Raw genomic sequence first — 26417 nt, forward strand, 5'->3', positions numbered from 1 at the left:
AAGCTCTCTGTGGTATTTACAGTATTTTCAAATGTAATGTAATATTTTTTATAAATTAGTTGTTATTTAAATAAAGAAATCAATAAAAAAATTAACAAAAGAAATAAGCATGAAAACAAGTACTTTATTTATTTTTTCAGCCTTAGTGGCTTTAGCCTCATGTAATGATAAACATGAGAACAGAAACAGAGACCGGGAAGGAGACAAAAGTAATTGGGTAGAGAAAGTAGTGAGCAAAGAAAGCGGCCCGATACAGCATAAGGAATTTAACGGTGATTTTGATGAAATTCAGGTTTCACAGGCCATTGAAGCAGAAATTATAAAATCTGAAACTGAGAAAGTTGAAATCTCAGCCCCTCAAAGTATCATTGATGAAATTCTGGTAGAAAATGATGGCGGGAAACTGCACATTCATTATAAGCCGGGGATCAGAGTGATGAATATCAGTAAAGTGACAGCGAAGATTTATGCAAAAGACTTTAAAAAACTCCTTGCCGATTCAGCAGCAAGAATTATTGTAAAAGATAAATTTACCCAGGAAAAAACAGATATCGAAGCATCAAGTGCAGGAAGTATTTCCGGAGACCTTGAAGCGAATGATATGGATATCAATGTAAGCAGCAGCAGTAGTTTCGATGGTAAAATATGGGCCGTAAACCTTGATATTGAATCTTCATCAGGATCAACTCTTGATCTCTCCGGTAAAGCAAAAAAAGTAGACGTGAGTGCTTCTTCAGGGAGCAGCGTTTCTGCTAAAGGAGTTATCGCTGATGATGTAGAGGCAGATGCTTCCAGTGGAGCAAGTATACATATAAGTGCTGTTTCCAGTGTAAATGCCGGGGCATCATCTGGTGGAAGTGTGGATATCTCGAAAAAAGGAGAGCTTAAGAGCGTGATAAAAGACGAAAGCAGCGGTGGAAGCGTAAACATCCAATAAATTAATCCTGGGTTTCTTCCTCATCTTCTTCATCTGCGGATGAGGAACCTTCCCAGTTTTTATTTTCAAAATTAAGATTATCATAAGCTAATAATTCCTCCTCTCGCTGGAGGATTTCTTTTGTGGTAAACAGGGTAATGTCTTCATCATTTTCCTTCATTTTTGCCAGCTTCCGGATTGACGCTTTATCAATAGCCATAAATCTTTGTCCGAGACGTCTTGCTGCGTATTTTCTCATTCCCGTTTCATGAAGTACATCCACAGCCATATCCACAGCCGTTCCTAATGTTTCACGGTAAATGTGATTGACTCCGCTGTTCAGATAATCATAAGCATCAATCCTGTTTTTTGCCCTTACAAAAATTTTCACATTGGGATAATGTTCACGGACAAGTTCTGCAATAAACTTATTATCATCCGGATCATCCAGACATAAAACGAGAATTTCAGCATCTTCAATTCCTGCCGCTCTTAAAATAGGAATTCTCGTTGCGTCACCGTAATAGACTTTAAAACCATAGCTTCTGAGAAGCTTCACACGGTCAGAATCCCGGTCCAAAACGGTAGCTGATATTTTATTGGCTTTTAAAAGACGTCCTACGGTACTTCCAAAATGCCCGAAACCTACAATGATGATTTTCTTTTGAGTAACATTGCTGTCAAGAATATTATAGTCATGTTCCTCTTCAGGAATTTCTTTGATAAATGTCGGAGTAATAAATTTGTCATTGATGATGAGAAGAATAGGAGTGATACACATGGTAATTGCCGTAACAGCCATCATCTGTGCATTCATCTCCGGCCCTAAAAGATAAAGATCCGATGCATAATTAAGCAGTACAAATGCAAATTCTCCTACCTGAGAAAGGGCAAATGCATAAAAAAGACTTTGGGGAGTATCTATCCTGAAGAATTTTCCAATGGTGTATAAAACCACGAATTTTACAGCCAGCACGGCAAAAACAGTACTGAAGATAAATAAGGGATCTTGCTGGATAATATTAAAATTAATGGTAGACCCTACACTCACAAAGAAAACAGCTAAAAGCAAGCCTTTGAACGGATCAATCTGTGCTTCCAGCTCATGACGGAATTCACTGTTGGCAAGCATTACTCCTGCCAGGAAAGCACCTAAAGCAGGTGAAAGGCCGATCACCACCATCAGCTCCGAAACCCCAATAACCAGAAATAATGAAGAAGCAGTCAATAGCTCTGACATTCCCGATTTTGAAACATAGCGCAGAAAAGGAACAAATACATATCGCCCCAATAAAATAAGCAATGCTACTCCGAAAATAACCGTCCCGGCCTGAAGCCATTCCGGGAGTTTCTGGATCAGAATCTGAATTTCATTGTCATGATGCTTGGCTTTATAATTGGCCAGAATAGGCAATATGGCCAGAATAGGAATTACCGAAATATCCTGAAACAGCAGGGTAGAAAATGAAGCTTCTCCAGCGGTAGTCTTGAGGTTGTTTTTTTCTTGTAAAGTCTGCAGAACAATAGCTGTAGAAGATAGGGCAAAACACATGGCAATAGCAATGGCTTTGTCTACTCTCCAGCCTACGCTTGTGAATACCAGGAAAAGCAGCAGAATGGTAAGAGCCATCTGTGACAGTCCCAATCCCATTATCTTCTTTCGCATTTCCCAGAACTTCCGTGGCTCCAGTTCCAAACCTACCAAAAATAAAAGCATGATCACGCCAAACTCGCTGGCATGCATAATATCGTTAACATTGTTTCCTGTAAGTTTAAGGACATAAGGGCCTATGATAATTCCTCCTAAAATATAACCGATGACAGAACTCAGCCCTAATTTCCTGGCCAATGGAACCATGATAATGGCTACACCCAGGAAAATTAATGTGTTCATCGCTAAGCTGGATTCCATATGCTATTGATTGAGTAGTTCTGTAAATTCTTTTTTGTGTAAAATAATTTCTTTTTTAGAGAGCTTATTGGCTTCGTATACAATTTTGATATGTTTGATATCCGCTTTAAAAACTTTTAATGAAACAATAAGCCCGCTGATGAGTTCATCTATGGTATATTGATAAGTTCCGGTTTTGCTGAAAGATCTTTCTTTTCCGCCGGTGGTTACCAGAATATAGACTTCTTTTCCTTCGAGTGGATTATGTTCGCCCTCTTTCAGCCAGTCTCTGTCGAAAACTTCATCAATCCATAATCTGAGAAGAGGAGGCATTCCGAACCATATCAGGGGAAACTGGAAGATAAAACGTTCATAGTTTTTAAGGCGTTTCCTTTCCCGGAAAGCTGCGATATGAAAGTCAGGATATTCTTCGTAAAGATCTCTCAGGGTATAATGCTGGTGGCGAACGTAGAAATTGATGAGCTCTACATTCGAATTGGAGTGCTCCAGATAAGGGTGTGCAAATACTACCAGCGTCTTCTTCATAATCCTGTTTTCCGTAAATATAGTGAAAAAATATTGAATAAAAGGTGGTTTTTATGATGTTTTATTAACTTTTTAACAGCTAAATATCAATTTAACATTAATAAAAGTTAATAAATCAGTATTATTTTGGTTTTTAAATAAAAAAAATCAGATCGTGATGATCTGATTCTATATCATTTTTGAATATTTCTTGATTACCATCCACCGGATGCACCGCCTCCTCCGAAACTTCCACCGCCGCCGAAGCCTCCGAATCCGCCTCCGCCACCTGAACTTCCACCGCCAAAGCCACCTCCTCCGAAGCTGCCAGGGAATGGGAAGAAACCGCCAGGATAATTTCTGCGTCCTCTTCTGGTGATGATCACATCATCATCGTCGTCATTATTTCCGCCACGTCCACCACCTCTGTTTCCAAAAAGGATAGCAATGATGATGAAAATAATAAAAGCAATGATAAGAACTTTAAAGGCACTTCCATTACCGGAAGGAGCCGTTGTAGCTACAGGTTTGAATTTTCCCTCAACAGCCTCCATAATCGCTGAGGTTCCACCATTGATCCCTTCATACCAAAGTCCTTTTTTGAAATTTGGGGTGACGATGTAATCTAAGATCTGTCCAGCTACTGAAGCGGTAAGGTATTGCTCTACGGCACGCCCCTGTTGGATAGACATCGTTCTGTCTTCTGTTGCGATAAGGAAAACCACTCCGTTGTCTACTCCTTTTTTTCCGATTTTCCATTTTTCACCAAACATGGTGGCCAGAAAATTTACATCTTCTCCTTTGGTAGAACGGATGATGACAACTTCAATTTCCGTTGAGGTAGAATCTGCAAACTTGATCAGTTTATGATTAAGTGCATCTTTTTCCTGCTGGGAAAGTAATCCGGCTTCATCAAAAACAGGATAAAGCACTGCTGGCTTTTCAGGAATGGTATATTGTGCTGATACAAAAGTGTAAAAGCAGAGCAGTAAAAATGAAAATACTATTTTAAGAGAACGTAATTTCATTTGGAAGTTGGTTTGGGTTTTCTCCTTCTACAGGAAAATGTTTTTTGAGTTCAAGTCCTGTTTCCAGGATGGCACTTTTCAGAGCCTGATAATAATTTCCTTTGGCAAATTCTGCGGTGATATAATCGTGAAGATGATCCCAGTAAGACTGTTTTACTTTTTCATGAATGCCGGTATCTCCAATGATGGTAAGATATTTCTGTTCAAAATTGACATGGAAGAGTACTGCATTTCTGTCTGCTGTTTTATCCATAGCCAGTTTTTTGAAAACTTCAAATGCAGTCTTGGCATCGCGGTTTTCCGTATTGGAATCAATATGCACTCTGATCTCTCCCGTAGAATGATCTTCCGCAGACTGAATCGCTTCCACAAGGGAAGCGATCTGTTGATTTGTTAGGAAATTACCCATTATTATTTGAATACTTCAGGAGCTTTTTGAGCGCCTGCGTCAGCTTTGAAATAAGGTTTTTCTTTGAAGTTGGTGAAATTCGCCAGAATATTATTCGGGAAAGTCTTGATGGAAGTATTATAATCCTTTGCAGCATCATTATAGTAAACCGTTTCAGTTCTGATACTATTTTCAATAGCAGTGTATTCTCTCTGGAAGTTGATATACTGCTGGTCTGCTTTCAGGTTAGGATAAGATTCCACCACGGCCATCAATCTGCTTAATGCCCCCGATAATTCTCCTTGTGCTGCCTGGAATTTAGCCAGATCAGCTTCGGTCATATTCGTAGGATCAATATTGATGGAAGTAGCTTTGGAACGGGCTTCCACAACTTGTGTTAAAGTTTCCTGCTCAAATTTTGAATACGATTTTACGGTTCTTTCCAGGTTAGGAATAAGGTTGGCTCTTTTCTGATAAACAGTCTCTACATTAGACCATTTTGCGTTCACAGTCTGTTCTTTGTTGACAAAGCTGTTATATCCGCTTTTTCCCCAGAAGAATAGAATTGCAACAATAATAAGAAGGGCAATACCAATGGTTCCTGCACCCAGACATCCTTTATTTTTCATAGTTTATTTTTTTAAATTTTTTGTGCTAACCAAATATACAAATTATGTGCTAATTTTGTAAAAAATTATTTGAATGACAACAATAGTGGTGGCAATGGGAGAGAAAAATGAAATTGGTTTTGAAAACCAGTTGCTTTGGCATCTTCCTAAAGATTTGAAACATTTTAAAGATATTACTTCCGGACATCCGGTTATTATGGGGAGAAAGACCTATGAAAGTATTGGAAAAGCTCTTCCGAACCGTACCAACATTGTTGTGTCAAGAAAGAAAGATTGGTTTGAGGAAGGAATTCTTATTGTAGGAAGCATCAAAGAAGCATTGAAATTTGCCAGGAAGATTGATGAAGAAGTTTTTGTTATTGGTGGCGGAAATATCTATGAGCAGACTATGGATGTAGTGGACAAACTTGAAGTTACTTTGGTGAAAGCAGACCTTCAGGCTGATACATTCTTTCCGGAAATAGATCCGAAAATCTGGAAAATGACCAACGAAATCTGCCATGAGAAAGATGAAAAGAACGGTTATGATTTCTGTTTCCAGACGTTTGAAAAAATAAAAAGCGAAGCGTAGAGCCAATAGTCAATTTTTGCTTTGCAAAGTGAAACGTGAATTTCTCACAGCTATAAAAATTAACAGGCACAGCGAATTGACCATTCACCATTGACTTTTTGAACTTTAAGCCTTAAATTTATTATCTTTGCACTTCTAAAATTTAATAATGAATAAATACATAAAAATTGCAGTAGCAGCACTTCTTATCCTGTTAGGACTTTATATGATGATTTTCACAAGAAATCTGGGATGGGGTATTGTTGTTTTTCTTTTGGCTGCATTTCCGATCTTGCTATTCTTTAAAAATGAATATATCCTTTTGGCATTCTGGCAATTAAGAAAGCAGAATATGGAGAAAGCCGGAGAATGGTTATCAAAAATTACAGACTATAAAACACAGCTTCATAAGACTCAATACGGATATTTCCACTATTTATCAGGGTTGACACAAGCTCAGGATCACCCTGCGAAAGTAGAACCTTTCATGAAAAAAGCGTTGGAATATGGTTTGAATATGAAACACGACAGAGCAATGGCTACTTTGAATCTGGCGGCAGCCGCTATTTCCAAAGGAAGAAAACAGGAAGGGCAGAAGCTGTTGGAAGAAGCAAAGAGATTAGACAGTGCTGGAATGATGACCGATCAGATCAAAATGATGAAAGAACAGTTGAAAATGCCAACCATGCAGAAGCATATGCATAACCCGAATATGAGAAACAGAGGAAAATTCTTCTAGTCATCCTAACATATACTATAAAAGTCCTGAATTTTTCAGGACTTTTTGTTTTTTATAGTGGAGATAAAAAGTGTCTTTTTAAATTACATTTCCGAATTATTATGATCATAGCCGTAAAATTTAGGCATCTGCCAGTGGTATTTTACAGCAAGTGTCCGTATGGCAACAATAAGGAGAATGGTGAGAATCTGTACAAAAGTATAGGAAAGTACAGAATATTTGGTCATCAACAGAAATACAGCTCCTCCCACAATACATGCAGTAGCATAAATTTCCTTTCTGAAAATCAAAGGAATCCTGTTGAGCAATATATCCCGGATGATACCGCCAAAACAGCCGGTTATGGTTCCTAATGCAATACAGATCATGGGGTGGATTCCTGCATTTAAACCTTTTTGTACACCAATTATGGTAAATAATCCGAGCCCGAAGCTGTCGAAGATAAATAAAGTGACTTTAAAGTTTTTCTCAAGAGATTTGAAGATCATTGAAAAAATACTGGTCACCAGAATCAGGGTACACATCAGAATATCATGCATCCAGAAAACAGGGATATCAAGCAGCAGGTCTCTTACAGTTCCTCCTCCTACAGAAGTTACAAATGCAATAATAAGCACCCCGAACGGATCCAGCCGTTTCTGCATTGCTGCAAAACTTCCGGACATGGAAAAGGCAATGGTCCCAAGGACTTCTATTGCAAAATTGAACTGTTCGTGCATATATAATTATAAATGATTGTTGATAAATGATAATTGATGAATGATTTCTGCTTAAGCAAATTCTTGGCCATTATATCAATTATCATTTATCGCTCATCAATTATATTTTTTTATCGCTCTACTCTCACGGATTCAGGAACCAGCAGTTCGTATTCCCCTCCATGGTTAAGGATCTCTCTTACAATACTGCTGCTGATGAATGATTTTCCGGAAGAAGTCAGTAAAAATACCGTTTCCAGTTTTTTATGGGCTAAAGTTCTGTTGGTATGGGCAATTGCTTTTTCAAACTCGAAATCAGCCGGATTCCTCAGTCCTCTGATGATGTATTGTGCGTTTTTTTCAAAACAGTAATCAACGGTAAGTCCTTCAAAATAATCTACTTCCACATTGGGAAATTCTGCTACAGAATTCTGGATAAATTCCATTCTTTTTTCAAGAGGGAACATATATTTTTTCTGAGAATTTTGCCCTATAGCAATGATTAATTTATCAAATAGCGGTGCCGCTCTTTCTATAATGTCGTAATGTCCTAGTGTAATAGGGTCAAAAGACCCTGGGAAAACAGCAATTTTCATGTTGTACGAGTTATGATTTTGAGTAGTGAATTATTTGTTAAAAGTGTATTCAATCTCTAACTTCTAACCTCTAATTTCTAACTTCTATTTATTTATTAAGTGCTTTTTCAACTTCATTTCCACACAGATCCATGATGGAAATTCCATAATGCCTTGCCTGTTGAGGAAGAATACTTGCAGGAGAGAATCCTGGGTTGGTATTCATTTCAAGCATATAAGGAATTCCGTTCATCAGAATGTATTCACTTCTGGAAAAACCACTCATTCCTAATGAATTATAAGCTCTTTTAGCGATTTCTTCCACTCTTTTTGTGGTTTCCTCGTCAATTCTTGCCGGTGTAATTTCTTCAGAAGCACCTTCATATTTTGCCTCATAATCAAAAAACTCATTGGTAGGAACAATTTCTGTGATTCCCAAAACAATGGTTTCTCCTTTAAAATCAATAACGCCTACGGAAACTTCCATTCCATCTAAGAAACTTTCGATCAGGATTTCGTCATCTTCCTTGAATGCAATTTCAGTGGCAGCAATAAGTTCTGATTTTTCTTTTACTTTTGAAATTCCCAGAGAAGAACCGGACTGGTTAGGTTTTACAAATAGTGGGAGATTCAATTCTGCTACAATTTCATCCACATTGATGTCTTCCCCTTTTCTTAAATAAATACTTTTAGCAGAAGGAATTCCGTATTTTGATAATACGGCAAGAGTGTCTTTTTTATTGAAAGTAAGAGCACTCTGATAAAAATCGCAGCCTGTATATTTTTGTCCAATAGCATCCCAATATGCCTGAAGAACTCCGTTTTCTCCCGGAGTTCCGTGGATGATATTGAAACAAACATCAAATTTTAAGTTTTCACCATTATCTAAAGTCACAGAAAAATCTCCTCTGTTGATGGCATATTTTGTGTCATTTTCCCCTAAAAAATACCATTTATCTTTAAGGACTACTACCTTATATACATCATAGAGATTTCTGTCCAGAGAATCATAAATCAATTGTCCGCTTTTTAAGGAAACAACATATTCATCGGAATAGCCTCCCATTACTACGGCAACACTTTTTTTATTCATAACCATATAGTATCAATTAAGGCAAATTTAATCATTTTATGCAATGCAATATGGGAAATCGGCAAATTTTAAAATCAAAAATGAATTGTGTTAAATAAAAAGTCCATTCTAAAATTATTAGCTATATTTGCGGTTATAATTAAAGTATTTTTAAGTATGCTTAAATCACTTTTCAATTGGAAAGTTTTACTGAATTTAGTAGTAGCCATCGGTGTTTTCGTGGGGCTTGTATGGCTTACATTTCGCTGGTTGGAGTACCATACTAATCACGGTCAGGAAATTCCTGTTCCCAATGTTGTAAATAAATCAGTGCATGATGCCGTTAAAATATTAGATGATACGGGGCTGGAATATGAAGTAGACAGTGCCAATTATGATCCTAAATACAGACCATTCCAGGTATTGCAGGTATATCCTGCGCCAGGTTCCCGTGTAAAAGACGGAAGAACGGTAACGCTAAAAGTAAATCCGAGAACATGGGCTCCTATTGCGGTGCCGAATGTGATCAATAAATATTCAGGACTGGCATTCCAGAGATTGGATCAGGTAGGCCTTAAAATCGGAGATACGATTTATGAGCCTAGTATTCAGAAAGATGCTCTTTTAAGAATATTATATAAAGGAAATGCGGTAAATCCGGGTACCCGTTTACCAAGATTCTCTACTATTGATGTGGTAGTAGGATCCGGGCCGATGAGAAATATCTCGATTCCTAATGTTGTAGGACTTACAGTAAAAGAAGCAAGAGCTGTCATTACCAAAAGTATGTTTGAAGTAGGATTGGTAGAGCATGAAGATGGAGGTAAAGATGAGTCTGATATTATCTATTATCAGGATCCTGCTTCCGGTGATGTTCGTGATCAGGGAATGCAGATCGATCTTTGGGCAAGTAAGAGGACTCCTGCCGAATTAAGAGCTAAAGTAGAGCAGCTGAATTCTATCTATCGTATGAAAGTAGATACTTCACTTCCTCCGGTACGATATGAAGAAGTACATAGTGAGCCAAGTTATGAAGCTCCGGTAGTACCAGCTCCTAGAAGAGAAACTCCAAAACCTGAAGTACCGAAAACTGAGACTCCAAAACCTCAGACTACCACTTCTAAACCTGCAGCCCAAAGTACAGAGAAGCCTAAAACTTCCACCACTACCTCTGCAGCAGGAAGTACAGCCAAGCCGGCTGCAACAACCACTCAGCAGCCTTCACAAAAGCCGAAAGCTAAGAAGGTTGTCGTAGAATAAAATCAGATTAATATCAAAAATACAGGCTTCAACTGCAAAATGTTGAGGCCTTTTGTGTAAAAAATATAAAACAATGTCAGAAGATAACGAAGATTTTTTAGATGAAGAATTATTAGATTCCAACAGTATCGAAAACATCGATATTGATGAGGAAAATAAAGGTTTATATGAACATCTTAATATCACTGTTGACAGTAAACAGGAACCATTAAGAATTGATAAGTTCCTTTTAATATACAGACAGAATTCTTCAAGGAATAAAATTTCACAGACCTGCAGAGCCGGAAATGTTATCGTGAACGGAACTGCGGTGAAACAGAATTACCGGGTGAAACCGGGAGATCAGATTTCAGTTTTGCTTACGCACCCTCCAAGAGAAAATGTCATAATTCCACAGGATATTCCGGTGAATATTGTTTATGAAGATGATGATCTTGTAGTAGTAGATAAAGAAGCAGGAATGGTAGTACACCCCGGATTCGGAAACTGGGACGGAACATTGGTGAATGCGCTTGCTTTCCATTTTGAAAAGAACGGTGAGAAATCCGATCTTGACAGAGTAGGGCTTGTACACAGGATTGATAAAGATACATCAGGACTGTTGGTGATTGCCAAGAATGAATATGCATTGAGCTTCCTTGCCAAACAGTTCTTTAACAGAACTACAAAGAGACTGTACTGGGCTTTTGTGTGGGGAAATATGCAGGATGATGAGGGGACCATCAGAGGCCACATCGGAAGACATCCTAAAAACAGAATGCAGATGTCCGTTTATGAAGACGGCAGCCAGGGGAAACACGCTGTGACCCATTATAAAGTCCTTGAGAGATTCAAATATATGACCTGGGTAGAATGTAAGCTGGAAACGGGGAGGACCCATCAGATCAGAGCGCATTTCAGACATATTGGCCATACTTTGTTTAATGATGAAAGATATGAGGGACATACACCTTTGAGAGGGGTAAATCTTCCCAAATACAAGCAATTTATTAAAAATGTTTTTGAAATTTTGCCAAGACATGCCCTTCATGCCCATACCCTTGGATTTATACACCCAACAACAAAGAAGGAATTATATTTTGAGAGCCCAATGCCCAAAGATATGGCGGATGCTGTAAAAAAATGGAGAAATTATTTGGAAAACTAAAAATATATTGAGATTTTTTTTATATTTGTTGAATTGAAATCAAGATTTGTTATGAGAAAACTATATGCTATCGTATGTTTAGCTCTTTTGTCAAATGCATACAAAGCACAAGAATCACTACCATACTATCAGCAATATCTTTTGGATGGTGAGTTCCTGTTCAACCCAGCTCAATACGGAAAAACAGATTACGTACAGCTCAACGCCAATTATCAACAACAATTTTCAAAATTTAGTAATTCTCCGAATGTGCAGTCAATCGGGATCAATGCGAATATCTTTGATAGAGTAGGTGCTGGTATTTCCGTGTTCAGAGACAGTAACGGACCGATCTCTGCGGGTGGTATCACGGCTGGTGCTTCATATTTTATTCCGCTAAGTAGTGAAGGAGACAGAAAAGACCAGTTCTCTTTCGGTACAAGTGTTAACTTCTATAACATGAATTTTGATTATTCAAAAATCAATACTGAAGAAGGAGGAGACCCATTATTGAGAGGTGAAGAAAGTAACATCTTCATGGTGTATGCCAACTTCGGTTTGGCCGCTACCTACAGAGGATTATTCGGGGGTGTTTCCGTAAATGATATCGCATTAAGTAATGATGCCTCTATCGTAAACAACTACGAGCCTTCTCCAATTAAATTCTTCTTAAATTTAGGATACAACTGGAACATTGCTGATAATATTACCATTGCACCGTCAGCATTGATCAACCTTAACACAAATTCAACAAGAATGATCGACTGGAACCTGATGGCGACATTCTCTAACGATATCAACGCATTCTCTTTCGGGGTAAGCTACAGAACGGTTCAGAACAGATTTGACAATCAGGACCTGAGTATCTCTCCAATTGTAAAGGTAAGATTCAACAAATTCATGATCGGAGCTACTTATAACCTTGGATTATCTGATATCCAGAGCTATGGAGGAAACAGCTTCATGATCGGTCTTGGATATAACTTCGACAACTTTATTAATGCTAGAGGATTTAGATACTAATTAATTTAATTTAAATAAATTTGAGCTCTGAAATTTTTCAGAGCTTTTTTTATGATATATATTCACATTCCGTTCTGTAAACAAAAATGCAGTTACTGCAACTTTCACTTTTCAACATCCCTGAATTTCAAGGATCAAATGCTTCGTGCCATGAAAACTGAAATACTGCTGAGAAAAGATGAATTGCAGAACAAAAACCTGAAATCCCTGTATTTCGGAGGAGGAACTCCTTCTATTCTTTCTGTGGATGAAATTAATTCTTTAATAGACGAAGTATTACGGTATTTCAGTTTTGAAAAAGATATAGAAGTTACCTTGGAAGCCAATCCCGATGATTTAGATAAAAATTTTTTAAAACAGCTTGCCGGAACACCTGTAAACAGATTGTCCATTGGCACACAAAGCTTTTTTGAAGAAGATCTGAAACTGATGAACAGGGCTCACAGTGCTTCAGAAGCAGAAAGCTCCATCAAACGGGCTCAGGATTCCGGTTTTGAAAACCTGAGTATTGACCTGATCTATGGTTCGCCCACATCCAATCTTGAAATCTGGAAAGAAAACCTGAATAAGACAATTGCTTTAGAAGTTCCTCATATTTCATCTTATGCATTAACTGTTGAGCCTAAAACAGCTTTAGAAAACTGGATCTCCAAAGGGAAAATAAAAAGTCCCCGGGAAGAAGAGCAAAACAGGGAATTCTATTATCTATCCGACTTTTTAAAAGATCATGGTTTTGAACATTATGAAGTTTCCAATTTTGCCAAACCTGGCTTTTACTCACGCCACAATTCTGCTTACTGGAAATACAATGAATATCTTGGAATAGGACCGTCAGCACATTCCTATAACGGATTTGATGTCCGAAGCTGGAATGTCGCCAATAATCAGCAGTACATCAAAAAACTGAATGATAAACTTCTTGCCAAAGAAGAAGAAATTCTTTCCCAGGAAGATCAGTTTAATGAAATGATTATGATAGGCTTACGAACCATCTGGGGTGTAGATCTGGAAAGTTTAAAAAATAAATTTTCAGAGAGATTGTTAGAACATTTTCATAGAGAAATCAAAGCTAAAATGGAGGAAGGTATTTTAATCATTGAGAATGAACATTTAAAAATTCCTGAAAAACATTGGTTTATGGCAGACGGAATTGCTTCGGATTTGTTTATTGTATAATGTTTGTATGTATACAGCATGCCATAAAATTCACTATTTTTGTATAAAATTTCAACTCATTTGAAAACAAAAAAACAAGATTATTCACATCTTTCACCCAACCAGCCTATCGGAATTTTCGACAGCGGAGTAGGAGGTCTTACCGTTGCCAAAGAAATCAAGAGACTTCTTCCTAACGAAGATCTGATCTATTTTGGAGATACAAAGCACCTTCCTTATGGAGAAAAATCCAAAGATGCGATTATTGAATATTCTACAAAGATCACCAATTTCCTGCTTGAGCAGAACTGTAAAGCGATTGTAATTGCCTGTAATACGGCAACGGCAAATGCTTTGAATGAAGTGATGCAGTCCGTTGCAGGAAGAGTTCCTGTCATAGACGTTATTAATCCTGTGGCCGAAAAAGTATCATATGAAATCCATAATAATGTAGGCGTAATTGCTACCAAAGCAACCGTAAATTCAGGGCTCTACAAAAAGAGTATCCGAAAGCATAATAAATGGATCAAAGTAGACGAACTGGCAACACCATTATTGGTTCCTGCTATTGAAGAAGGGTTTAAAAACCATCCCATCACCCATGCTATTATTTATAATTATTTAAGTAATAATAAATTAAAAAATATTGAAACTCTGATTCTTGGCTGTACGCATTATCCTCTTTTAATTGATGAGATTAAACAGTATTATGGAAACAGAGTCCGTGTTATTGACTCTCCGAATATTGTAGCCAATCATCTGAAGATCATTCTTGATAAGTATAATCTTTTACATGATCATAACTCAAAGCCTAATTATCATTTCTATCTTTCGGATATTACCAAGAATTTTGAGAAAATTTCAAAGAAGTTCTTCGGAAAATCCATTGACTTAGAATTGAAAGTATTATAAATAAAAAGTCTGCCTCATATTGAAGCAGACTTTTTTATTAGGCCTTTGTGAAAGAGATTGTGAAATTTGTGTTTATGTTACGCCTCTATAATTACTTTTTCAGCATTCAGCCTTTTCTTCGGATTGAATTTCGGCTGATTAGCATCTGCTTCATCTCTCTGTCCGATGGCTACGGCAAATAAGGTTTCATATTTTTCATTATTCAGAACAGCATCATAACCCTCCGGTTCAATTCCTTCCATTGGAGTAGAATCTATTCCCATTGCTGCGCATGCAGACAAAAGAACTCCTAATGATAAATATACCTGATGACCAAGCCATGATTTTATTGCTTCTTCTCCCTTAGGTTTTACCATCGTTCGGTAATAATTAACAGAACCTTCAGGAAGGTTTTCTTCAATTTGCTTTTCAAAGTTTTCTATATTTCTGATCACTTGAAAAACAATTACATGACTACTATCCAGTACTTTTTCTTTATTAAAATAAGACTTGTCACCCAATTCCTTTTTCAGTTGCGGATCATTAACGAAAATAAAATTCCATGGCTGGCTGTTAATGGAGGAAGGACTTAAGTTTAAAATCTCCTGAAGCATTGCAATTTGTTCTTCACTGATTTTTCCCTGTGGATTATACTTTTTTACAGTATACCTGTTTTTCATTTGGTCTAAAAAGTTCATAATTTTATACTATCATTTTTATAGTTACAAAATTAATTTAAGTTTCCTAACTTTGCAATAACGGTAAAAAATGATAGTATAAAAATGTATACAATAGATAATAAATCCTATCCCTGCTGTACCAGCGTTACGATGAAATTTATCGGAGGGAAATGGAAAGCAGTAATTTTACATCACCTTATTGGCGGTGCTAAGCGCTATAACGAGATAAGAAAGTCTATTCCTACCATTACGGAAAGAACATTGAGTTTGCAGCTAAAGCAATTGGAGGAAGATGGAATTGTTGACAGAAAAGTTTTTACAGAAAAACCTCCTTTAGTGGTAGAATATGAATTAACGGACTTTGGAAAGACGCTTTTACCTGTTTTGGAAGCCATAACAAAATGGGGTGAAGAGTCTCCGGTTATCTCCAAAAAAATAATCAGGAATTAAAGTTCCTGATTATCTTCTTTATTGGGTTCAAAAAAACTGAAACTTACGTTTCCGTATTTTCGGGTATCTATTAAATTGGGATGGTCAAGTTTCATACGACTTTGGTGCTCTACAATAAGAACTCCGTTTTCCTTAAGGTATTTATTGTTTAAAACAAGAGAAATCAGCTCGTGGTATTTTTTCTCTTCCATTTCAAAAGGAGCATCAGAAAAAACAATCTCAAAAGATTTTTTATTTCTGAATTTTTTTAGCCAGTCGAAAACATCTCCTCGCTGTACATTGATCTGAAGTGCCATGTCAAGCTCAGATGCAGTGGTGTTTATAAAGGCGGTATGCTTCGGATTCAATTCTACAGACGTTACATTTTGACATCCTCTGGAAGCAAATTCAAAGGTGATAGAGCCAATTCCTGCAAAAAGATCAAGTACGGAAATCGACTGCATATCGTATTTATTTTCCAGAATGCTGAATAAAGCCTCTTTCGCAAAATCGGTGGTAGGTCTTACTTCAAAGTTTTTAGGAGCGGCAATTTTTTTGGCTTTCCATTTGCCTGATATGATTCTGAACATATTGTTGTTAGGGTTTAGGTAGTAGATTATAGGAGGCAGGTGAATGTGTTTTAATTGCTGTTACCTGCAGCCTGTAACCTAATTAAGTATAAAATTTTTGTTGGGAATATTGTCAAAAACAATTTTCAGGTTTTTAACAAATTTCTGAAGTTCGGAAATAAACGTTTCATTTTCCGTAGTTTCTCCATAAGCATAAAAACTGGTTTCATTGATTCCGAAACCTATCTTGCTCAATGTAAACATAATGAAGTAAAGGAAATCTACTTCAGAATTGACATCCAGGTTATTATAAAGAATAATTTTCTTATTATCGATCGCAAAAAATTCACACTGGTTATGGTACAGATTAATATGAATTTCCTTACTGGTTTTATTATTGATCGAACTTAGAAACTTTTCCCCGGAGAAATTAAAATGAACCGGTAATGCCAGCTCTTTTATTTTCTTATAATAGTTTTTCGGGAAAGTATAATAAAACTGAATATTGAATTTTTTGTTGATCGAAAGCATCAGCTCTTCTTTTTCTCTGTCAGTCGGAGCGTTGAAAGCAATCAGATCAAATCCTGCCTCATGCTCAGAGAAGCCTTCCGGCATCAGGGTAAAATGATTCAATGCTGAAATCACATGGATCTCGTCGTAGCGCTGCTTAATAAGAACTTCGTCCAGCTTTTGGTCAATAAGATTGGCTGGTGTCTCTTCAGTAACGAAATAAGACTTTTCCTCCAGAATGTTTTTGTTTTTAACAATCTGGCAGATCAATCCGTCTTTGGTAAAAAGTAAATTAAGTACGTTCATATTTCAATTCCTGCAAATTTAGTGAAATTCTACCATTACCGCACCCGATTGATGGTGAAGTATTTCCTTATTATAAAAATCAATATTAACCTGGCTTTCCAATACATCTCGAACCATCCTCTGTAAAGTACCGTCACCAATACCGTGAACAATTTCCAGTCTCTTCAGGTTGTTTTTTCTGCAAAACTCAATCACTTCAATCAGTTTTTCCTTTTGTATAAACAATCTTTCAAAGCTGTCATAGTCATTGGGATTCTTTACCAAATTATGAAAATGCAGGTCTAAAACCAAATGATTTTTCTGATGTTTCTTGGAAATGATTTTTTTAGGTTCTGCTTTTCTTACAACTCTTATATTTTCATACAGATCAGCATCTTTCGGAACCAGTTTTTCTTTGGGATATTGATGGGTAAAGCCATATTCATCTTTAAAAACGACAATATTAACCTTCACGGAAGTAATTACCCCGCTTAAATCCTCGTCTACTACCGAAACCTTATCACCGATCTTCATAATTTTTTAAAGGTTTGTATGAACCAATATTTGTGCAAAGGTAGAAAGTAAAATGGATGAACACAAACTCCTTTACCTTTAAACCCTCAAACTCTCAAACCCTTTCGCCTGTCATACTCTCGGTCCCAGTTCAATCACTTCAAGATCTCTGATTTCTTCACCATCCACCACAAAGCGCATCATTGTTCTCACTTTATGCCAGCCTTGTTTTCCACAGGCTCCGGGATTCAGATGGAGGAGCTCATTTTTTTCATCATACATCGCTTTCAAAATATGAGAATGACCGGAAATAAATAATTTCGGAGCCTTTTCTGCCATTTCTTTTTTAGTAAGTGGTGTATATTTTCCCGGATACCCTCCGATGTGAATCATGAGAACTTCCAGTTTTTCACAAAAGAAACGGTTCACTTCCGGAAATTCTGCCTGAATTTTAGCATTATCAATGTTTCCGTAAACGCCCTTCAGAGGTTTTATTTTTTCCAGCTGTTCAATGACATCCAGACTTCCGAAATCTCCGCAATGCCATACTTCGTCAGCCTGAGAAACATATTCCAGGATACGGTCATCAATATAAGAATGGGAATCGGAAAGAAGAAGAATTTTTGTCATGTACTGCCATTTTTAAGAGTGCAAATATAAAGAAGCTTTTATCAATTTATAGGAGATCCTAATCGGTAATATTTCTTGTTTTCCTGATGGAATCCAGTTTCTTTTCTATATCCGCACTGAAAACCTTTTTCAGTTTCAGTTGATTCTCCGTAAGCTTTGAAATAACAAAAGTGCCGGTCATATTAGTATTAGAAGGAAAAACTAACGTTACTGTAGAGTCTGAAGCTTTTTTCCAGCTTCCGATGTAACGGTCCGGCTTTTCATTTTTTTTGGTAACAGGCTCTTCCAGCGTATCATATCTTAAGGTTGATTTAATCAGATTCCCTGTAATTTTTCCGTTTTTCTGAAATCTGATTCCTTCTCTTCTCGATTCAAAACCATCCTGTTTTTCATAAGTATAAATATAAGTATCCATTTTACTGAGATTCCAGGTTTGCAAAAGCAAAGGATTGGCAGTTCTGTCCTGGGCTTTGATACCGCTGACTGTGAAAAGAAAGAAAATACAGATACAAATAGGCTTTTTCATGAATACAACTGATTTATTGTAAAGTTTTAACAACGCTAAAATTAGCATCTCTTAATATTTAGTAAATTTGGGAAAATTAAAATAAACAATGAAACAGAAACTTTCTTTTTTCATTTTTCTTTTAACCGTAGGATTAGCCAATGCGCAGGTTGAAGAAAAAAAACTGGACGAACTGATCCAAAATACCCTGAAAACCTTTGATGTACCGGGAATGTCGGTAGGAATTGTGAAAGATGGTAAAATGATCTATTCCAAAGGGTTTGGAGTACGTTCTCTTACAACAAAGCAGCCAATGGATGACAATACGCTGGTAGGGATTGCTTCTAACTCAAAAGGCTTTACCTGTACAGCATTAGCCATCTTAGCAGATGAAGGAAAACTGAACTGGGATGATAAAGTTTCAAAGTATATTCCTGAATTTCAAATGTACGATCCCTACGTTTCTCAAAATGTTACGATCAAGGATCTTGTTACCCACAGAGCCGGCTTAGGACTTGGACAGGGAGATCTTATGTTTTTTCCGGAAGGAGGAAATTTAACCGTTAATGATATTGTGCACAATGTGAGATATCTGAAACCGGAAAATCCTTTCAGAACGAAACTGGATTATAACAATATCATGTTTATTGTAGCCGGAGAAGTTATCCACAGAATTTCCGGATTAAGCTGGGCGGAATTTATTGAACAGCGAATTATGAAACCTGTAGGAATGACTTCAAGTTTCGGAAGCTACAGCAGAGCAAAGGCTGTTGCCAATAAAATTGATGCACACGCTCCGGTAGACGGAAAAGCAATTGCTGTTCCCCACGACTGGAACGAAACGGGTAATGCTGCAGGAGGAATTATGAGTAACATTAAAGACATGACCACGTGGGCAGAATGTCTCCTAAATAATTTCACCACAAAAGATGGTAAAAAACTGGTTTCGGATAAGAATGTTCAACAACTTTGGAGCTTGCAGATTCCAGATAGAGTGGCTGCGAAAAATCCTTATGATACAAGTTTCTACGGATACGGTTTAGGATGGTTTCTGAGTGATGTGAAAGGACATAAACAGGTACAGCATACCGGTGGATTGATCGGAACAGTTACTCAATTTACTTTAATTCCCGATATGAAACTGGGAATTGTAGTATTGACGAACCAACAGTCCGGAGCAGCTTTCAATACCATTACGAATACCGTTAAAGATTCTTATCTTGGGGTTGCCGACAGAAACTGGCTGAAAACCTATAGCGAAAGAATGTCTAAAATGGAAGCTGAATTCAGCAAACAAAAGAAAGATGCTTTTGCAAAATCTGAAGCCTTCAAAAAAGAAAAAGCGCAGCAGCCAAAAGCAGAACAGTTTACAGGAACTTACAATGATATTTGGTTTGGTGATGTAGAAATTACACAACAGGGAAATAGCTACAGAATTTCGTGCAAAAACTCTCCAAGGTTAAAAGGAGAGCTGCTTCCTTATTCCAATAATTCTTTCATTATCAAATGGGACGACAGAAGCTATGATGCGGATGCCTATATCATTTTCAGCTATGACGAAAACGGAAAAGCAGAATCTGCAAAATTAAAGGCGATTTCTGATGTAACAGATTTCAGTTTTGATTTTGATGATCTGGATTTGAAGAAGAAATAAAATAGAGATTATAAAATATTCTATGGAGAACGGGCGTGGGTCCGTTCTTTTTTTGTTTGTTAACTACGAATGCCACTAATTTATTCAGATAACACTCATTTTAATGATTATTGAAAATTAAAACTGAAATAATTCAATAGGAACGGGCTAAAGGTCGTTTTTTCATGTTTACAGCGATAATGGCTTTAGCCGAAAGACCACCCCGTCAAAAATTCTTTGAATTTTTGCCACCCCTCCGGTGGAGGGGAATAGGCAGTCGGTAACAGGAATGTTGGTTTATTGTACAAGATTCAGGTCTTGCTGTGACAGGGAAAGTTCTGTGTTAAGATGTTGCTTTTCAAAGAAATTTTTTAGTTCAAGTAATCTTTTTTTATTATCATAATGAATACTTGAATTCAGTTTTCTTTGGCAGAGTGAACATGCTCTGGCAAGATGATAATCAGTTTCACTTAATGAATTGGTTCCGTTCATCACGCAGTTGGCATTCAGACAATGGCTTATTCCAAACATATGCCCGATCTCGTGTGAACTGATTTTTATTAATCTTAAAAGACTTTTGTTAAAATTAGAATCTGTTAATTGTCCGTCTGCAAATCGGTATATAGAGGTTATTCCCACGCCATCCTCATATGAAGCCAGTCCGAATACGTAATTCCATTCCGGTAATGGAAAAAGGTCTTTCTCCGTAATACCCATTAATACAATAGCATCTTTAGGTTTTCTTTTGATCAGAATACTGTCCAGTACATATCCTGCAAGAACCTGTTCCTGTCCTTCCTTTGAAATTCTTTTAACTTTTTCAGGGAAAATAGTGTTGGGTAAAACAGGAAGAACCTTTGTTTCCTGCTGAAAATAGGTTTTTAAATAGTGTTGGGTAAGTGCTATTTCTTTTTTCTGAAGTTCATCGAATGTTCCTATAGGCTGAAGATAAATGATATTTTTTCCGGGTTGTGGTTTTATCTTTTTTAATTTTTGAAAATCTTCAAATGTCTGGAATTGCTCATCATGATTATACCGCCAGCTTCCGGGTTTTGGAGAAGAGGAAAGTTTGATGTCATTGAATGCAATAGATTCATAGTAATTTTTCTTCTGTTTCTGACAAGAGAAAAGAAGGGTAATTATTGTAACATAAAAAAACAGAAAAGTGAAATTATATTTTCCCCGGTTCATAAAAGAATAGCAGTTTCTTTTTGGCACCGTCGAACTCTGACCAGGAATCACAGTCTACCTCAAAACCCGCCACTCCGCAAGTGGGGAAATGGAAAATATCCTCAGAAATGGAATTGGCAAAATTGGAAATTCCATTATTGTGAGAGAAGAACGCCACCGAAGTCAGGTTGTCATCCAGATCATAAATTACAGATTCAAAGCTTCTTTCCGAAGGGTTATATAGTTTTTCATCAGTTGAACAGTTCAGCTGATAGGCCTGATTGAAAATCTTACAGGTATTCAGTGCACGAACCGCAGGGCTGGACACAAAATGATCAATAGAAATATTATTGCTTTTCAGGAATCTGGACATGTGCATAGCATCCTCCAAACCTTTGTCTGCCAAAGGTCTGTCAAAGTCCTCCGTTTCCTCCGGCCAGTCGCTTTTCGCATGTCTTACGAGGATGAGTTTCTTCATATAATTGTTTTTTGGAAGATTAAAATTATAAAAAAAATAATGGAATAAAACATGATTTATATAAAAAAACTGCGTTATGAATAAAATCAGTAAATTTTACTAAATTTGCAGACTTATGGGACAAATCCTTGCAATAGACTACGGAAAGGCTCGTTGTGGTATCGCTGCAACCGATGATATGCAGATTATAGCCAGTGGGCTGGAGACTGTGGAGAATCGCTTTTTAATGGAATTTTTGAAAAAATATTTCAGTGAAAATAAGGTAGATGAAGTAGTGATTGGACTTCCCATAGATTTGAAAGGAAATGTTTCGGAAGTGGAAACCGATATTTTAAAATTTATAGAAGAATTTAAAAAAGAATTTTCGGATATTGCAGTTCACCGTTTCGATGAAAGATTTACATCCAAAATGGCTTCTTTTTTTATTTCCCAAAGTGGAAAAAACAAGAAAAAGAGGCAGGAAAAAGGATTAATAGATAAAGTAAGCGCAACAATTATATTGCAGAATTTTTTAGAACAAAGATTAAGATGATATTACCGATAAGAGCTTTTGGGGATCCTGTTTTGAGAAAAGTAGGAAAAGATATAGACAAAGACTATCCCGAATTACAGGAACTGATAGATAACATGTTCGAAACCATGTACAGCGCAAATGGCATAGGTCTTGCAGCGCCACAGATTGGTTTGGATATCCGTCTGTTTGTAATAGATGTGACGCCTCTTGCAGAAGATGAGGATTATGAGGATATTAAAGATGAGTTGGCAGAGTTCAAAAAAGTATTCATCAACGCTCAGATTCTTGAAGAATCAGGTGAAGAATGGAAGTTCAATGAGGGCTGCCTTTCTATTCCGGATGTAAGAGAAGATGTGAAAAGAAAAGGAACAATCGTTATTGAATATTATGACGAAAATTTTGTGAAACATACAGAAACTTTTTCCGATATTAGAGCCCGCGTAATTCAGCATGAATATGACCACATTGAAGGGATTTTATTTACCGACCACCTGAGTGCTCTGAAGAAGAAACTGGTAAAAGGTAAGCTGACGAAAATCTCTCAGGGTGACGTAAACATCGGTTACAAAATGAGATTTCCAAAATAATTAAACAAGGATTAAAAAGAAATAATAAAAAGCAAAAAGCTAGTGCTGATTGCAGAATTTACAAAAAATAAAATTATGCTGTTAGAAAAAATAATTTCAATTTCTGGAAAACCAGGACTTTTCAAATTAGTTTCTCAATTAAGAAACGGATTTATCATTGAAGATGTTACCTCAAAGAAAAAAGTAAGCATTGGAAACTCAAGCCAGGTAAGTTTATTGGACAATATCGCCATGTTTACATTTGAGAAAGAAGTTCCTTTGTTTGAAGTATTTGAAAATATTGCTAAAAACAACGACTATAAGGAAACTATCTCTCACAAATCTTCTGATGCAGATCTGAAAGATTTTATGCTGGCTTCTCTTCCAAACTATGACACAGAAAGAGTATATTCTTCTGATATCAAGAAATTGGCTCAGTGGTACAACATCCTTCAAAAAGCAGGATATATTACGCCTGAGAGCTTTGTAAAAGCAGAACCTGAAACTTTAGACGGAGAACCTGCTGAAGAAGTAAGCATTGAAAAAGAAGCTAAAAAAGCTCCAAAAGCAGAGAAACCTGCTGCTCCGAAAGTTAAAGCGACTTCAGCAGCAAAATCAGCTCCAAAGAGCACCCACAGAAAACAAGGATAATTCATTTCTGAATTAAAAATATAAAACCTTGTCTGGAAATTCCGGACAAGGTTTTTTGTTTTCTGGCAGTAAATAATTGGGGGTTAATATTCCAAACCTAACAGGTTTCGAAAACCTGTTAGGTTTACATATCAAATCTATCCTAAATTCTGCACTCCGCAACTTTTACTTCCAACGTTTGTAATGATGCCCGAATAACCCTTACATTTGTATAAGATTGAATTTCCCATTATTTATGAATACGAAACAAGAGAAACTGGAGGCCTTCGGAAGATTACTGGATATTATGGATGATTTGCGTGAAAAATGCCCATGGGATCAGAAACAGACGTTAGAGTCCCTTCGTCATCTTACCCTTGAAGAGACGTATGAACTTTCAGATGCTATTTTGCAAAATGATTTACAGGAAATAAAGAAAGAGCTGGGCGATGTCCTGCTTCACCTTGTTTTTTATGCTAAAATAGGTTCTGAAAAAGGAAGTTTTGACATTGCAGATGTTATCAATTCCCTGAATGAAAAACTGATTTTCCGCCATCCTCATATCTATGGAGATACTGAAGTGAAGGATGAAGAAGAAGTGAAGCAGAACTGGGAGAAATTAAAGTTAAAAGAAGGTAATAAGTCTATTTTAGGCGGAGTTCCTAAAAGTCTGCCAAGTTTGGTAAAAGCGTATAGAATTCAGGATAAGGTAAAAGGGATAGGTTTTGAATTTCATGATGCAGAAGACGCATGGAAAAAAGTAGATGAGGAGATTCAGGAGTTCCATGCTGAAACAGATTTGGATAAGAAAGAACAGGAGCTGGGTGATGTTTTCTTCTCTCTGATCAACTATGCCAGAATTTCAGGAATCAATCCGGATTCTGCATTGGAAAGAACCAATCTAAAATTTATTTCAAGATTTCAGAAAATGGAAGGTCTTGCTGAAGAACAGGATCTGAAACTGGCAGATCTGTCACTGGAAGAAATGGATGTTCTCTGGGAAAAAGCAAAAAAACTTTCATAGTTCCCGATTGGAACAATTAATGCTTCTTATATTCAGTTAAAAAAATAAAAAATAAATATGTTACGTTTTCTTATTTTACCTGCTTTGCTTTTATTGAGCTGCAATCCAAAAGCTCAGAATTCCCCTACTAAGGAGGATGAACTGAAAGTCCAGTTTACCTTACCTAAAAAGTTGAAGGAAGTTTCCGGAATTACTTTGTCAAAAGATAAGAAAACCATCTGGGCGATAGAAGACAAAGGAAATAAAAATGCAATATATGGTCTGAGTGATAAAGGTGACATGCTGGCAAAAATACCGGTGGAAAATGCTGAAAACACCGACTGGGAAGACATCATATCCGATTCTCAGGGAAATATTTATATCGGAGATTTTGGTAATAATGATAATAACCGACAGGATCTGGCGATCTTAAAAACAGATTTGAAAGACAGCAAACAAATTGTTACCAAAGTTGTTCAGACTACAAAATTTCATTATCAGGGGCAGACAGAATTTCCTCCGAAAAAGTCGAACCTGTTGTACGACTGTGAAGGTTTTGTTGAAATGGACGGGAATTTTTACTTATTCACCAAAAACAGAAGCAAAGGTTTTGATGGAACCTTTCTTATATTCCAGGTACCTAACAAAGAGGGGGATTTTGAAGCTAAGCTAATAGGAAAATTAAAGCTTGATGGAGGATATAATGATGCAGCTATTACCTCTGCCAGTATCAACAGTACAAAAGATAAAATTGTCTTGCTTACCCATAAAAATGTTCACGTTCTTACCGGATTTACTGCTAACGATTTTAATTCTGCTAAAATTCAAAAAATTCCTTTGAACCATAATTCCCAGAAGGAAGCTATTGTATTCTTTGATGATAAAACATTAATGATCGCAGATGAGAAAGGGAAAGATGAAGGAGGAAATGTGTACAGTTTTTCATTATAAGCCTTATCTTTACAGCCGATTAAATAACTATGAAAAAAATATTGTATATCCTGTTGGTACTTGGTTTTTCCTCTTGCAGTAGTACTAATGATGAATCTATAACTGTAAATGAAAATCAAACTGAAGATTTACAACCTGATAAAGGATACATTTTTGAGATGGATCAGCGCACAACACTACGCAGTCCGGAAAAATATTATCAGTTTTTCTATGAAAACGGACGTTTACAGAAAATGCGCGGAAGGAACTATTTTGTAACAGCAAATACCCAAGTTTTTTATCCTGATATAGTTACTCAGTTAACTTATACAAACAATAAGATACAGGTAGATTATTTTGAATCGGAAACGACTTCCGGGTATAGAACAACTTCTTATCTGACGGAAAATAACAGACCTGTTAAGGCTGAAAAGTATTATAAGAATGGAAGTTTTGCCGAACTGGAGATGACAAGGACCTATACGTATGGATCCAATACAATAAGTGTATATACTAAGCGTGGTTATCAGGAGTTTTTTACAACATATTATTTTGATGGAAATAGTAACCTTTCTAAAAGTGAAACATTAGAAAAGGATACTGGTAAGGATAAACAGTTCACAACTACTGTATATTCAGATTTTGACAATGCTAAAAATCCATTTAAAAAATTATTTTTGATTAATGATGATTTTTATGAAAAGAGTTTATCAAAAAATAATTTTAGAGCTAAGGAATCAGTGACTGAATATGCTGATTATCCTGATACCGGTATACCTCCGCAGCCGGAAATATCCAAATCAAAATGGACTTATAATTATGATCAGAATGGCCAGGTATTATTATACTTTCCGTTTCCATAACACACCAAGTAAAACCCTACAGAGAAATCTGAAGGGTTTTTAA

Annotated in this window: 32 protein-coding genes; 16 read left to right on the plus strand and 16 right to left on the minus strand. The window is 36.6% G+C overall.

The features are described 5' to 3' along the window. Nucleotides 1-109 precede the first annotated feature (109 nt). Nucleotides 110-937, plus strand: a complete 828-nt coding sequence (locus ACLI50_RS19205; protein ID WP_202843737.1) for a GIN domain-containing protein — start codon at nucleotides 110-112, stop codon at nucleotides 935-937. Between the two features lies 1 nt (nucleotide 938). Here the strand turns inward: ACLI50_RS19205 and ACLI50_RS19210 are convergent, their stop codons facing one another. The 5 genes from ACLI50_RS19210 to ACLI50_RS19230 all read right to left on the minus strand — a co-directional run bounded on the left by ACLI50_RS19210 (nucleotide 939) and on the right by ACLI50_RS19230 (nucleotide 5377). Continuing rightward, a complete protein-coding gene (locus tag ACLI50_RS19210; protein WP_202843736.1) occupies nucleotides 939-2828 on the minus strand; it encodes a monovalent cation:proton antiporter-2 (CPA2) family protein in 1890 nt (629 codons plus the stop codon). Nucleotides 2829-2831: 3 nt separating this feature from the next. Beyond that, a complete protein-coding gene (locus ACLI50_RS19215; protein ID WP_110011719.1) occupies nucleotides 2832-3353 on the minus strand; it encodes an NAD(P)H-dependent oxidoreductase in 522 nt (173 codons plus the stop codon). A 194-nt stretch (nucleotides 3354-3547) separates the two neighbouring features. Continuing rightward, the gene (locus tag ACLI50_RS19220; protein ID WP_062675618.1) at nucleotides 3548-4360 is read right to left on the minus strand and encodes a TPM domain-containing protein; all 813 of its coding nucleotides are present in this window, start codon (nucleotides 4358-4360) and stop codon (nucleotides 3548-3550) included. Continuing rightward, nucleotides 4341-4769 (minus strand): TPM domain-containing protein, encoded by a 429-nt coding sequence (locus ACLI50_RS19225; protein ID WP_227942397.1) that lies wholly within the window; start codon nucleotides 4767-4769, stop codon nucleotides 4341-4343. The genes ACLI50_RS19220 and ACLI50_RS19225 overlap by 20 nt, the downstream gene beginning before the upstream one ends. 2 nt (nucleotides 4770-4771) lie before the next feature. Next, nucleotides 4772-5377: a LemA family protein gene (locus ACLI50_RS19230; protein ID WP_034693337.1), complete on the minus strand. Its 606-nt coding sequence runs from the start codon at nucleotides 5375-5377 to the stop codon at nucleotides 4772-4774. 73 nt (nucleotides 5378-5450) lie between these two features. Here ACLI50_RS19230 and ACLI50_RS19235 point away from each other — a divergent pair, with 73 nt between their 5' ends. Both ACLI50_RS19235 and ACLI50_RS19240 read left to right on the plus strand, forming a co-directional pair. Beyond that, complete coding sequence (locus ACLI50_RS19235; RefSeq protein WP_343643034.1) at nucleotides 5451-5948, plus strand: dihydrofolate reductase; 498 nt, start codon at nucleotides 5451-5453, stop codon at nucleotides 5946-5948. A 148-nt stretch (nucleotides 5949-6096) separates the two neighbouring features. Next, complete coding sequence (locus ACLI50_RS19240; RefSeq protein WP_110011721.1) at nucleotides 6097-6666, plus strand: hypothetical protein; 570 nt, start codon at nucleotides 6097-6099, stop codon at nucleotides 6664-6666. A gap of 83 nt (nucleotides 6667-6749) precedes the next feature. Here ACLI50_RS19240 and ACLI50_RS19245 read toward each other — a convergent pair whose 3' ends face one another. The 3 genes from ACLI50_RS19245 to ACLI50_RS19255 form a co-directional block, all read right to left on the minus strand. Then, nucleotides 6750-7385: a trimeric intracellular cation channel family protein gene (locus tag ACLI50_RS19245; protein ID WP_047428487.1), complete on the minus strand. Its 636-nt coding sequence runs from the start codon at nucleotides 7383-7385 to the stop codon at nucleotides 6750-6752. 110 nt (nucleotides 7386-7495) lie between these two features. After that, nucleotides 7496-7960 (minus strand): pantetheine-phosphate adenylyltransferase, encoded by a 465-nt coding sequence (gene coaD / locus ACLI50_RS19250; RefSeq protein WP_047428484.1) that lies wholly within the window; start codon nucleotides 7958-7960, stop codon nucleotides 7496-7498. 88 nt (nucleotides 7961-8048) lie between these two features. After that, nucleotides 8049-9032 carry a D-alanine--D-alanine ligase gene (locus tag ACLI50_RS19255; protein ID WP_411414440.1) on the minus strand — a complete coding sequence of 328 codons (984 nt, stop codon included), beginning with the start codon at nucleotides 9030-9032 and terminating at the stop codon, nucleotides 8049-8051. A gap of 156 nt (nucleotides 9033-9188) precedes the next feature. On the opposite strand from ACLI50_RS19255, the gene ACLI50_RS19260 reads away from it, so the two are divergent. From ACLI50_RS19260 to murI, 5 genes are all read left to right on the plus strand, one after another. Further along, entirely contained in the window at nucleotides 9189-10271 is a 1083-nt protein-coding gene (locus tag ACLI50_RS19260; RefSeq protein ID WP_411414441.1) for a PASTA domain-containing protein, read from the plus strand. A gap of 73 nt (nucleotides 10272-10344) precedes the next feature. After that, nucleotides 10345-11418 carry an RluA family pseudouridine synthase gene (locus ACLI50_RS19265; RefSeq protein ID WP_171006329.1) on the plus strand — a complete coding sequence of 358 codons (1074 nt, stop codon included), beginning with the start codon at nucleotides 10345-10347 and terminating at the stop codon, nucleotides 11416-11418. Nucleotides 11419-11469: 51 nt separating this feature from the next. After that, a complete protein-coding gene (locus ACLI50_RS19270) occupies nucleotides 11470-12420 on the plus strand; it encodes a PorP/SprF family type IX secretion system membrane protein (RefSeq protein ID WP_110011724.1) in 951 nt (316 codons plus the stop codon). Nucleotides 12421-12471: 51 nt separating this feature from the next. Further along, nucleotides 12472-13596 carry a radical SAM family heme chaperone HemW gene (hemW, locus tag ACLI50_RS19275; protein ID WP_411414442.1) on the plus strand — a complete coding sequence of 375 codons (1125 nt, stop codon included), beginning with the start codon at nucleotides 12472-12474 and terminating at the stop codon, nucleotides 13594-13596. Nucleotides 13597-13656: 60 nt separating this feature from the next. Further along, entirely contained in the window at nucleotides 13657-14487 is an 831-nt protein-coding gene (gene murI / locus ACLI50_RS19280; protein WP_137905466.1) for a glutamate racemase, read from the plus strand. 77 nt (nucleotides 14488-14564) lie between these two features. On the opposite strand, the gene ACLI50_RS19285 is transcribed toward murI, so the two are convergent. Next, nucleotides 14565-15164, minus strand: coding sequence for a nitroreductase family protein (locus ACLI50_RS19285; protein WP_202843725.1), 600 nt, complete (start codon nucleotides 15162-15164; stop codon nucleotides 14565-14567). A gap of 84 nt (nucleotides 15165-15248) precedes the next feature. Between ACLI50_RS19285 and ACLI50_RS19290 the strand changes: the two genes are divergently transcribed. Then, complete coding sequence (locus tag ACLI50_RS19290; protein ID WP_034693356.1) at nucleotides 15249-15596, plus strand: winged helix-turn-helix transcriptional regulator; 348 nt, start codon at nucleotides 15249-15251, stop codon at nucleotides 15594-15596. On the opposite strand, the gene ACLI50_RS19295 is transcribed toward ACLI50_RS19290, so the two are convergent. The 5 genes from ACLI50_RS19295 to ACLI50_RS19315 form a co-directional block, all read right to left on the minus strand. After that, nucleotides 15593-16165 (minus strand): RsmD family RNA methyltransferase, encoded by a 573-nt coding sequence (locus ACLI50_RS19295; protein WP_062675611.1) that lies wholly within the window; start codon nucleotides 16163-16165, stop codon nucleotides 15593-15595. The two genes, ACLI50_RS19290 and ACLI50_RS19295, sit on opposite strands and share 4 nt — an antisense overlap. Before the next feature lie 78 nt (nucleotides 16166-16243). Beyond that, complete coding sequence (locus ACLI50_RS19300) at nucleotides 16244-16960, minus strand: DUF3822 family protein (RefSeq protein WP_110011729.1); 717 nt, start codon at nucleotides 16958-16960, stop codon at nucleotides 16244-16246. An 18-nt stretch (nucleotides 16961-16978) separates the two neighbouring features. Continuing rightward, entirely contained in the window at nucleotides 16979-17473 is a 495-nt protein-coding gene (locus ACLI50_RS19305; RefSeq protein WP_343643531.1) for a DUF8465 domain-containing protein, read from the minus strand. 111 nt (nucleotides 17474-17584) lie between these two features. Next, on the minus strand, nucleotides 17585-18082 hold the full coding sequence (locus ACLI50_RS19310) for a metallophosphoesterase family protein (protein ID WP_411414443.1): 498 nt from the start codon (nucleotides 18080-18082) through the stop codon (nucleotides 17585-17587). Nucleotides 18083-18140: 58 nt separating this feature from the next. After that, a complete protein-coding gene (locus tag ACLI50_RS19315; RefSeq protein WP_202843717.1) occupies nucleotides 18141-18608 on the minus strand; it encodes a hypothetical protein in 468 nt (155 codons plus the stop codon). Nucleotides 18609-18696: 88 nt separating this feature from the next. On the opposite strand from ACLI50_RS19315, the gene ACLI50_RS19320 reads away from it, so the two are divergent. Then, nucleotides 18697-20241 (plus strand): serine hydrolase, encoded by a 1545-nt coding sequence (locus ACLI50_RS19320; protein ID WP_330745258.1) that lies wholly within the window; start codon nucleotides 18697-18699, stop codon nucleotides 20239-20241. A 276-nt stretch (nucleotides 20242-20517) separates the two neighbouring features. Here ACLI50_RS19320 and ACLI50_RS19325 read toward each other — a convergent pair whose 3' ends face one another. Both ACLI50_RS19325 and ACLI50_RS19330 read right to left on the minus strand, forming a co-directional pair. After that, nucleotides 20518-21411 carry a Zn-dependent protease gene (locus tag ACLI50_RS19325; protein ID WP_411414444.1) on the minus strand — a complete coding sequence of 298 codons (894 nt, stop codon included), beginning with the start codon at nucleotides 21409-21411 and terminating at the stop codon, nucleotides 20518-20520. Continuing rightward, nucleotides 21392-21868, minus strand: coding sequence for a SixA phosphatase family protein (locus ACLI50_RS19330; protein ID WP_330745260.1), 477 nt, complete (start codon nucleotides 21866-21868; stop codon nucleotides 21392-21394). Before ACLI50_RS19330 ends, ACLI50_RS19325 begins: the two co-directional genes overlap by 20 nt. Before the next feature lie 115 nt (nucleotides 21869-21983). Here ACLI50_RS19330 and ruvX point away from each other — a divergent pair, with 115 nt between their 5' ends. The 6 genes from ruvX (at nucleotide 21984) to ACLI50_RS19360 (ending at nucleotide 26374) form a co-directional block, all read left to right on the plus strand. Further along, entirely contained in the window at nucleotides 21984-22400 is a 417-nt protein-coding gene (gene ruvX, locus ACLI50_RS19335; RefSeq protein ID WP_202843711.1) for a Holliday junction resolvase RuvX, read from the plus strand. Further along, nucleotides 22397-22969, plus strand: a complete 573-nt coding sequence (def, locus tag ACLI50_RS19340) for a peptide deformylase (RefSeq protein WP_110009647.1) — start codon at nucleotides 22397-22399, stop codon at nucleotides 22967-22969. The genes ruvX and def overlap by 4 nt, the downstream gene beginning before the upstream one ends. 75 nt (nucleotides 22970-23044) lie before the next feature. Beyond that, nucleotides 23045-23599, plus strand: coding sequence for a DUF5606 family protein (locus tag ACLI50_RS19345; protein WP_202843709.1), 555 nt, complete (start codon nucleotides 23045-23047; stop codon nucleotides 23597-23599). Nucleotides 23600-23834: 235 nt separating this feature from the next. Further along, nucleotides 23835-24602 carry a nucleoside triphosphate pyrophosphohydrolase gene (mazG, locus tag ACLI50_RS19350; RefSeq protein ID WP_343643542.1) on the plus strand — a complete coding sequence of 256 codons (768 nt, stop codon included), beginning with the start codon at nucleotides 23835-23837 and terminating at the stop codon, nucleotides 24600-24602. 57 nt (nucleotides 24603-24659) lie between these two features. Continuing rightward, on the plus strand, nucleotides 24660-25532 hold the full coding sequence (locus tag ACLI50_RS19355) for an SdiA-regulated domain-containing protein (RefSeq protein ID WP_343643544.1): 873 nt from the start codon (nucleotides 24660-24662) through the stop codon (nucleotides 25530-25532). A 29-nt stretch (nucleotides 25533-25561) separates the two neighbouring features. After that, a complete protein-coding gene (locus ACLI50_RS19360; RefSeq protein WP_202843699.1) occupies nucleotides 25562-26374 on the plus strand; it encodes a hypothetical protein in 813 nt (270 codons plus the stop codon). The last annotated feature ends 43 nt before the right edge of the window (nucleotides 26375-26417 follow it).

Origin of the sequence: Chryseobacterium cupriresistens, assembly GCF_046614675.1 — a bacterium.
GTDB classification, from domain to species: Bacteria; Bacteroidota; Bacteroidia; order Flavobacteriales; family Weeksellaceae; genus Chryseobacterium; species Chryseobacterium cupriresistens.

What these genes read in the sequence shown, in the direction of transcription:
- ACLI50_RS19205 (WP_202843737.1), top strand. Translation starts at nt 110, where the DNA reads ATGAAAACAAGTACTTTATTTATTTTTTCAGCCTTAGTGGCTTTAGCC.
- ACLI50_RS19210 (WP_202843736.1), bottom strand. Translation starts at nt 2,828, where the DNA reads ATGGAATCCAGCTTAGCGATGAACACATTAATTTTCCTGGGTGTAGCC.
- ACLI50_RS19215 (WP_110011719.1), bottom strand. Translation starts at nt 3,353, where the DNA reads ATGAAGAAGACGCTGGTAGTATTTGCACACCCTTATCTGGAGCACTCC.
- ACLI50_RS19220 (WP_062675618.1), bottom strand. Translation starts at nt 4,360, where the DNA reads ATGAAATTACGTTCTCTTAAAATAGTATTTTCATTTTTACTGCTCTGC.
- ACLI50_RS19225 (WP_227942397.1), bottom strand. Translation starts at nt 4,769, where the DNA reads ATGGGTAATTTCCTAACAAATCAACAGATCGCTTCCCTTGTGGAAGCG.
- ACLI50_RS19230 (WP_034693337.1), bottom strand. Translation starts at nt 5,377, where the DNA reads ATGAAAAATAAAGGATGTCTGGGTGCAGGAACCATTGGTATTGCCCTT.
- ACLI50_RS19235 (WP_343643034.1), top strand. Translation starts at nt 5,451, where the DNA reads ATGACAACAATAGTGGTGGCAATGGGAGAGAAAAATGAAATTGGTTTT.
- ACLI50_RS19240 (WP_110011721.1), top strand. Translation starts at nt 6,097, where the DNA reads ATGAATAAATACATAAAAATTGCAGTAGCAGCACTTCTTATCCTGTTA.
- ACLI50_RS19245 (WP_047428487.1), bottom strand. Translation starts at nt 7,385, where the DNA reads ATGCACGAACAGTTCAATTTTGCAATAGAAGTCCTTGGGACCATTGCC.
- coaD (WP_047428484.1), bottom strand. Translation starts at nt 7,960, where the DNA reads ATGAAAATTGCTGTTTTCCCAGGGTCTTTTGACCCTATTACACTAGGA.
- ACLI50_RS19255 (WP_411414440.1), bottom strand. Translation starts at nt 9,032, where the DNA reads ATGAATAAAAAAAGTGTTGCCGTAGTAATGGGAGGCTATTCCGATGAA.
- ACLI50_RS19260 (WP_411414441.1), top strand. Translation starts at nt 9,189, where the DNA reads ATGCTTAAATCACTTTTCAATTGGAAAGTTTTACTGAATTTAGTAGTA.
- ACLI50_RS19265 (WP_171006329.1), top strand. Translation starts at nt 10,345, where the DNA reads ATGTCAGAAGATAACGAAGATTTTTTAGATGAAGAATTATTAGATTCC.
- ACLI50_RS19270 (WP_110011724.1), top strand. Translation starts at nt 11,470, where the DNA reads ATGAGAAAACTATATGCTATCGTATGTTTAGCTCTTTTGTCAAATGCA.
- hemW (WP_411414442.1), top strand. Translation starts at nt 12,472, where the DNA reads ATGATATATATTCACATTCCGTTCTGTAAACAAAAATGCAGTTACTGC.
- ACLI50_RS19285 (WP_202843725.1), bottom strand. Translation starts at nt 15,164, where the DNA reads ATGAACTTTTTAGACCAAATGAAAAACAGGTATACTGTAAAAAAGTAT.
- ACLI50_RS19290 (WP_034693356.1), top strand. Translation starts at nt 15,249, where the DNA reads ATGTATACAATAGATAATAAATCCTATCCCTGCTGTACCAGCGTTACG.
- ACLI50_RS19295 (WP_062675611.1), bottom strand. Translation starts at nt 16,165, where the DNA reads ATGTTCAGAATCATATCAGGCAAATGGAAAGCCAAAAAAATTGCCGCT.
- ACLI50_RS19300 (WP_110011729.1), bottom strand. Translation starts at nt 16,960, where the DNA reads ATGAACGTACTTAATTTACTTTTTACCAAAGACGGATTGATCTGCCAG.
- ACLI50_RS19305 (WP_343643531.1), bottom strand. Translation starts at nt 17,473, where the DNA reads ATGAAGATCGGTGATAAGGTTTCGGTAGTAGACGAGGATTTAAGCGGG.
- ACLI50_RS19310 (WP_411414443.1), bottom strand. Translation starts at nt 18,082, where the DNA reads ATGACAAAAATTCTTCTTCTTTCCGATTCCCATTCTTATATTGATGAC.
- ACLI50_RS19315 (WP_202843717.1), bottom strand. Translation starts at nt 18,608, where the DNA reads ATGAAAAAGCCTATTTGTATCTGTATTTTCTTTCTTTTCACAGTCAGC.
- ACLI50_RS19320 (WP_330745258.1), top strand. Translation starts at nt 18,697, where the DNA reads ATGAAACAGAAACTTTCTTTTTTCATTTTTCTTTTAACCGTAGGATTA.
- ACLI50_RS19325 (WP_411414444.1), bottom strand. Translation starts at nt 21,411, where the DNA reads ATGAACCGGGGAAAATATAATTTCACTTTTCTGTTTTTTTATGTTACA.
- ACLI50_RS19330 (WP_330745260.1), bottom strand. Translation starts at nt 21,868, where the DNA reads ATGAAGAAACTCATCCTCGTAAGACATGCGAAAAGCGACTGGCCGGAG.
- ruvX (WP_202843711.1), top strand. Translation starts at nt 21,984, where the DNA reads ATGGGACAAATCCTTGCAATAGACTACGGAAAGGCTCGTTGTGGTATC.
- def (WP_110009647.1), top strand. Translation starts at nt 22,397, where the DNA reads ATGATATTACCGATAAGAGCTTTTGGGGATCCTGTTTTGAGAAAAGTA.
- ACLI50_RS19345 (WP_202843709.1), top strand. Translation starts at nt 23,045, where the DNA reads ATGCTGTTAGAAAAAATAATTTCAATTTCTGGAAAACCAGGACTTTTC.
- mazG (WP_343643542.1), top strand. Translation starts at nt 23,835, where the DNA reads ATGAATACGAAACAAGAGAAACTGGAGGCCTTCGGAAGATTACTGGAT.
- ACLI50_RS19355 (WP_343643544.1), top strand. Translation starts at nt 24,660, where the DNA reads ATGTTACGTTTTCTTATTTTACCTGCTTTGCTTTTATTGAGCTGCAAT.
- ACLI50_RS19360 (WP_202843699.1), top strand. Translation starts at nt 25,562, where the DNA reads ATGAAAAAAATATTGTATATCCTGTTGGTACTTGGTTTTTCCTCTTGC.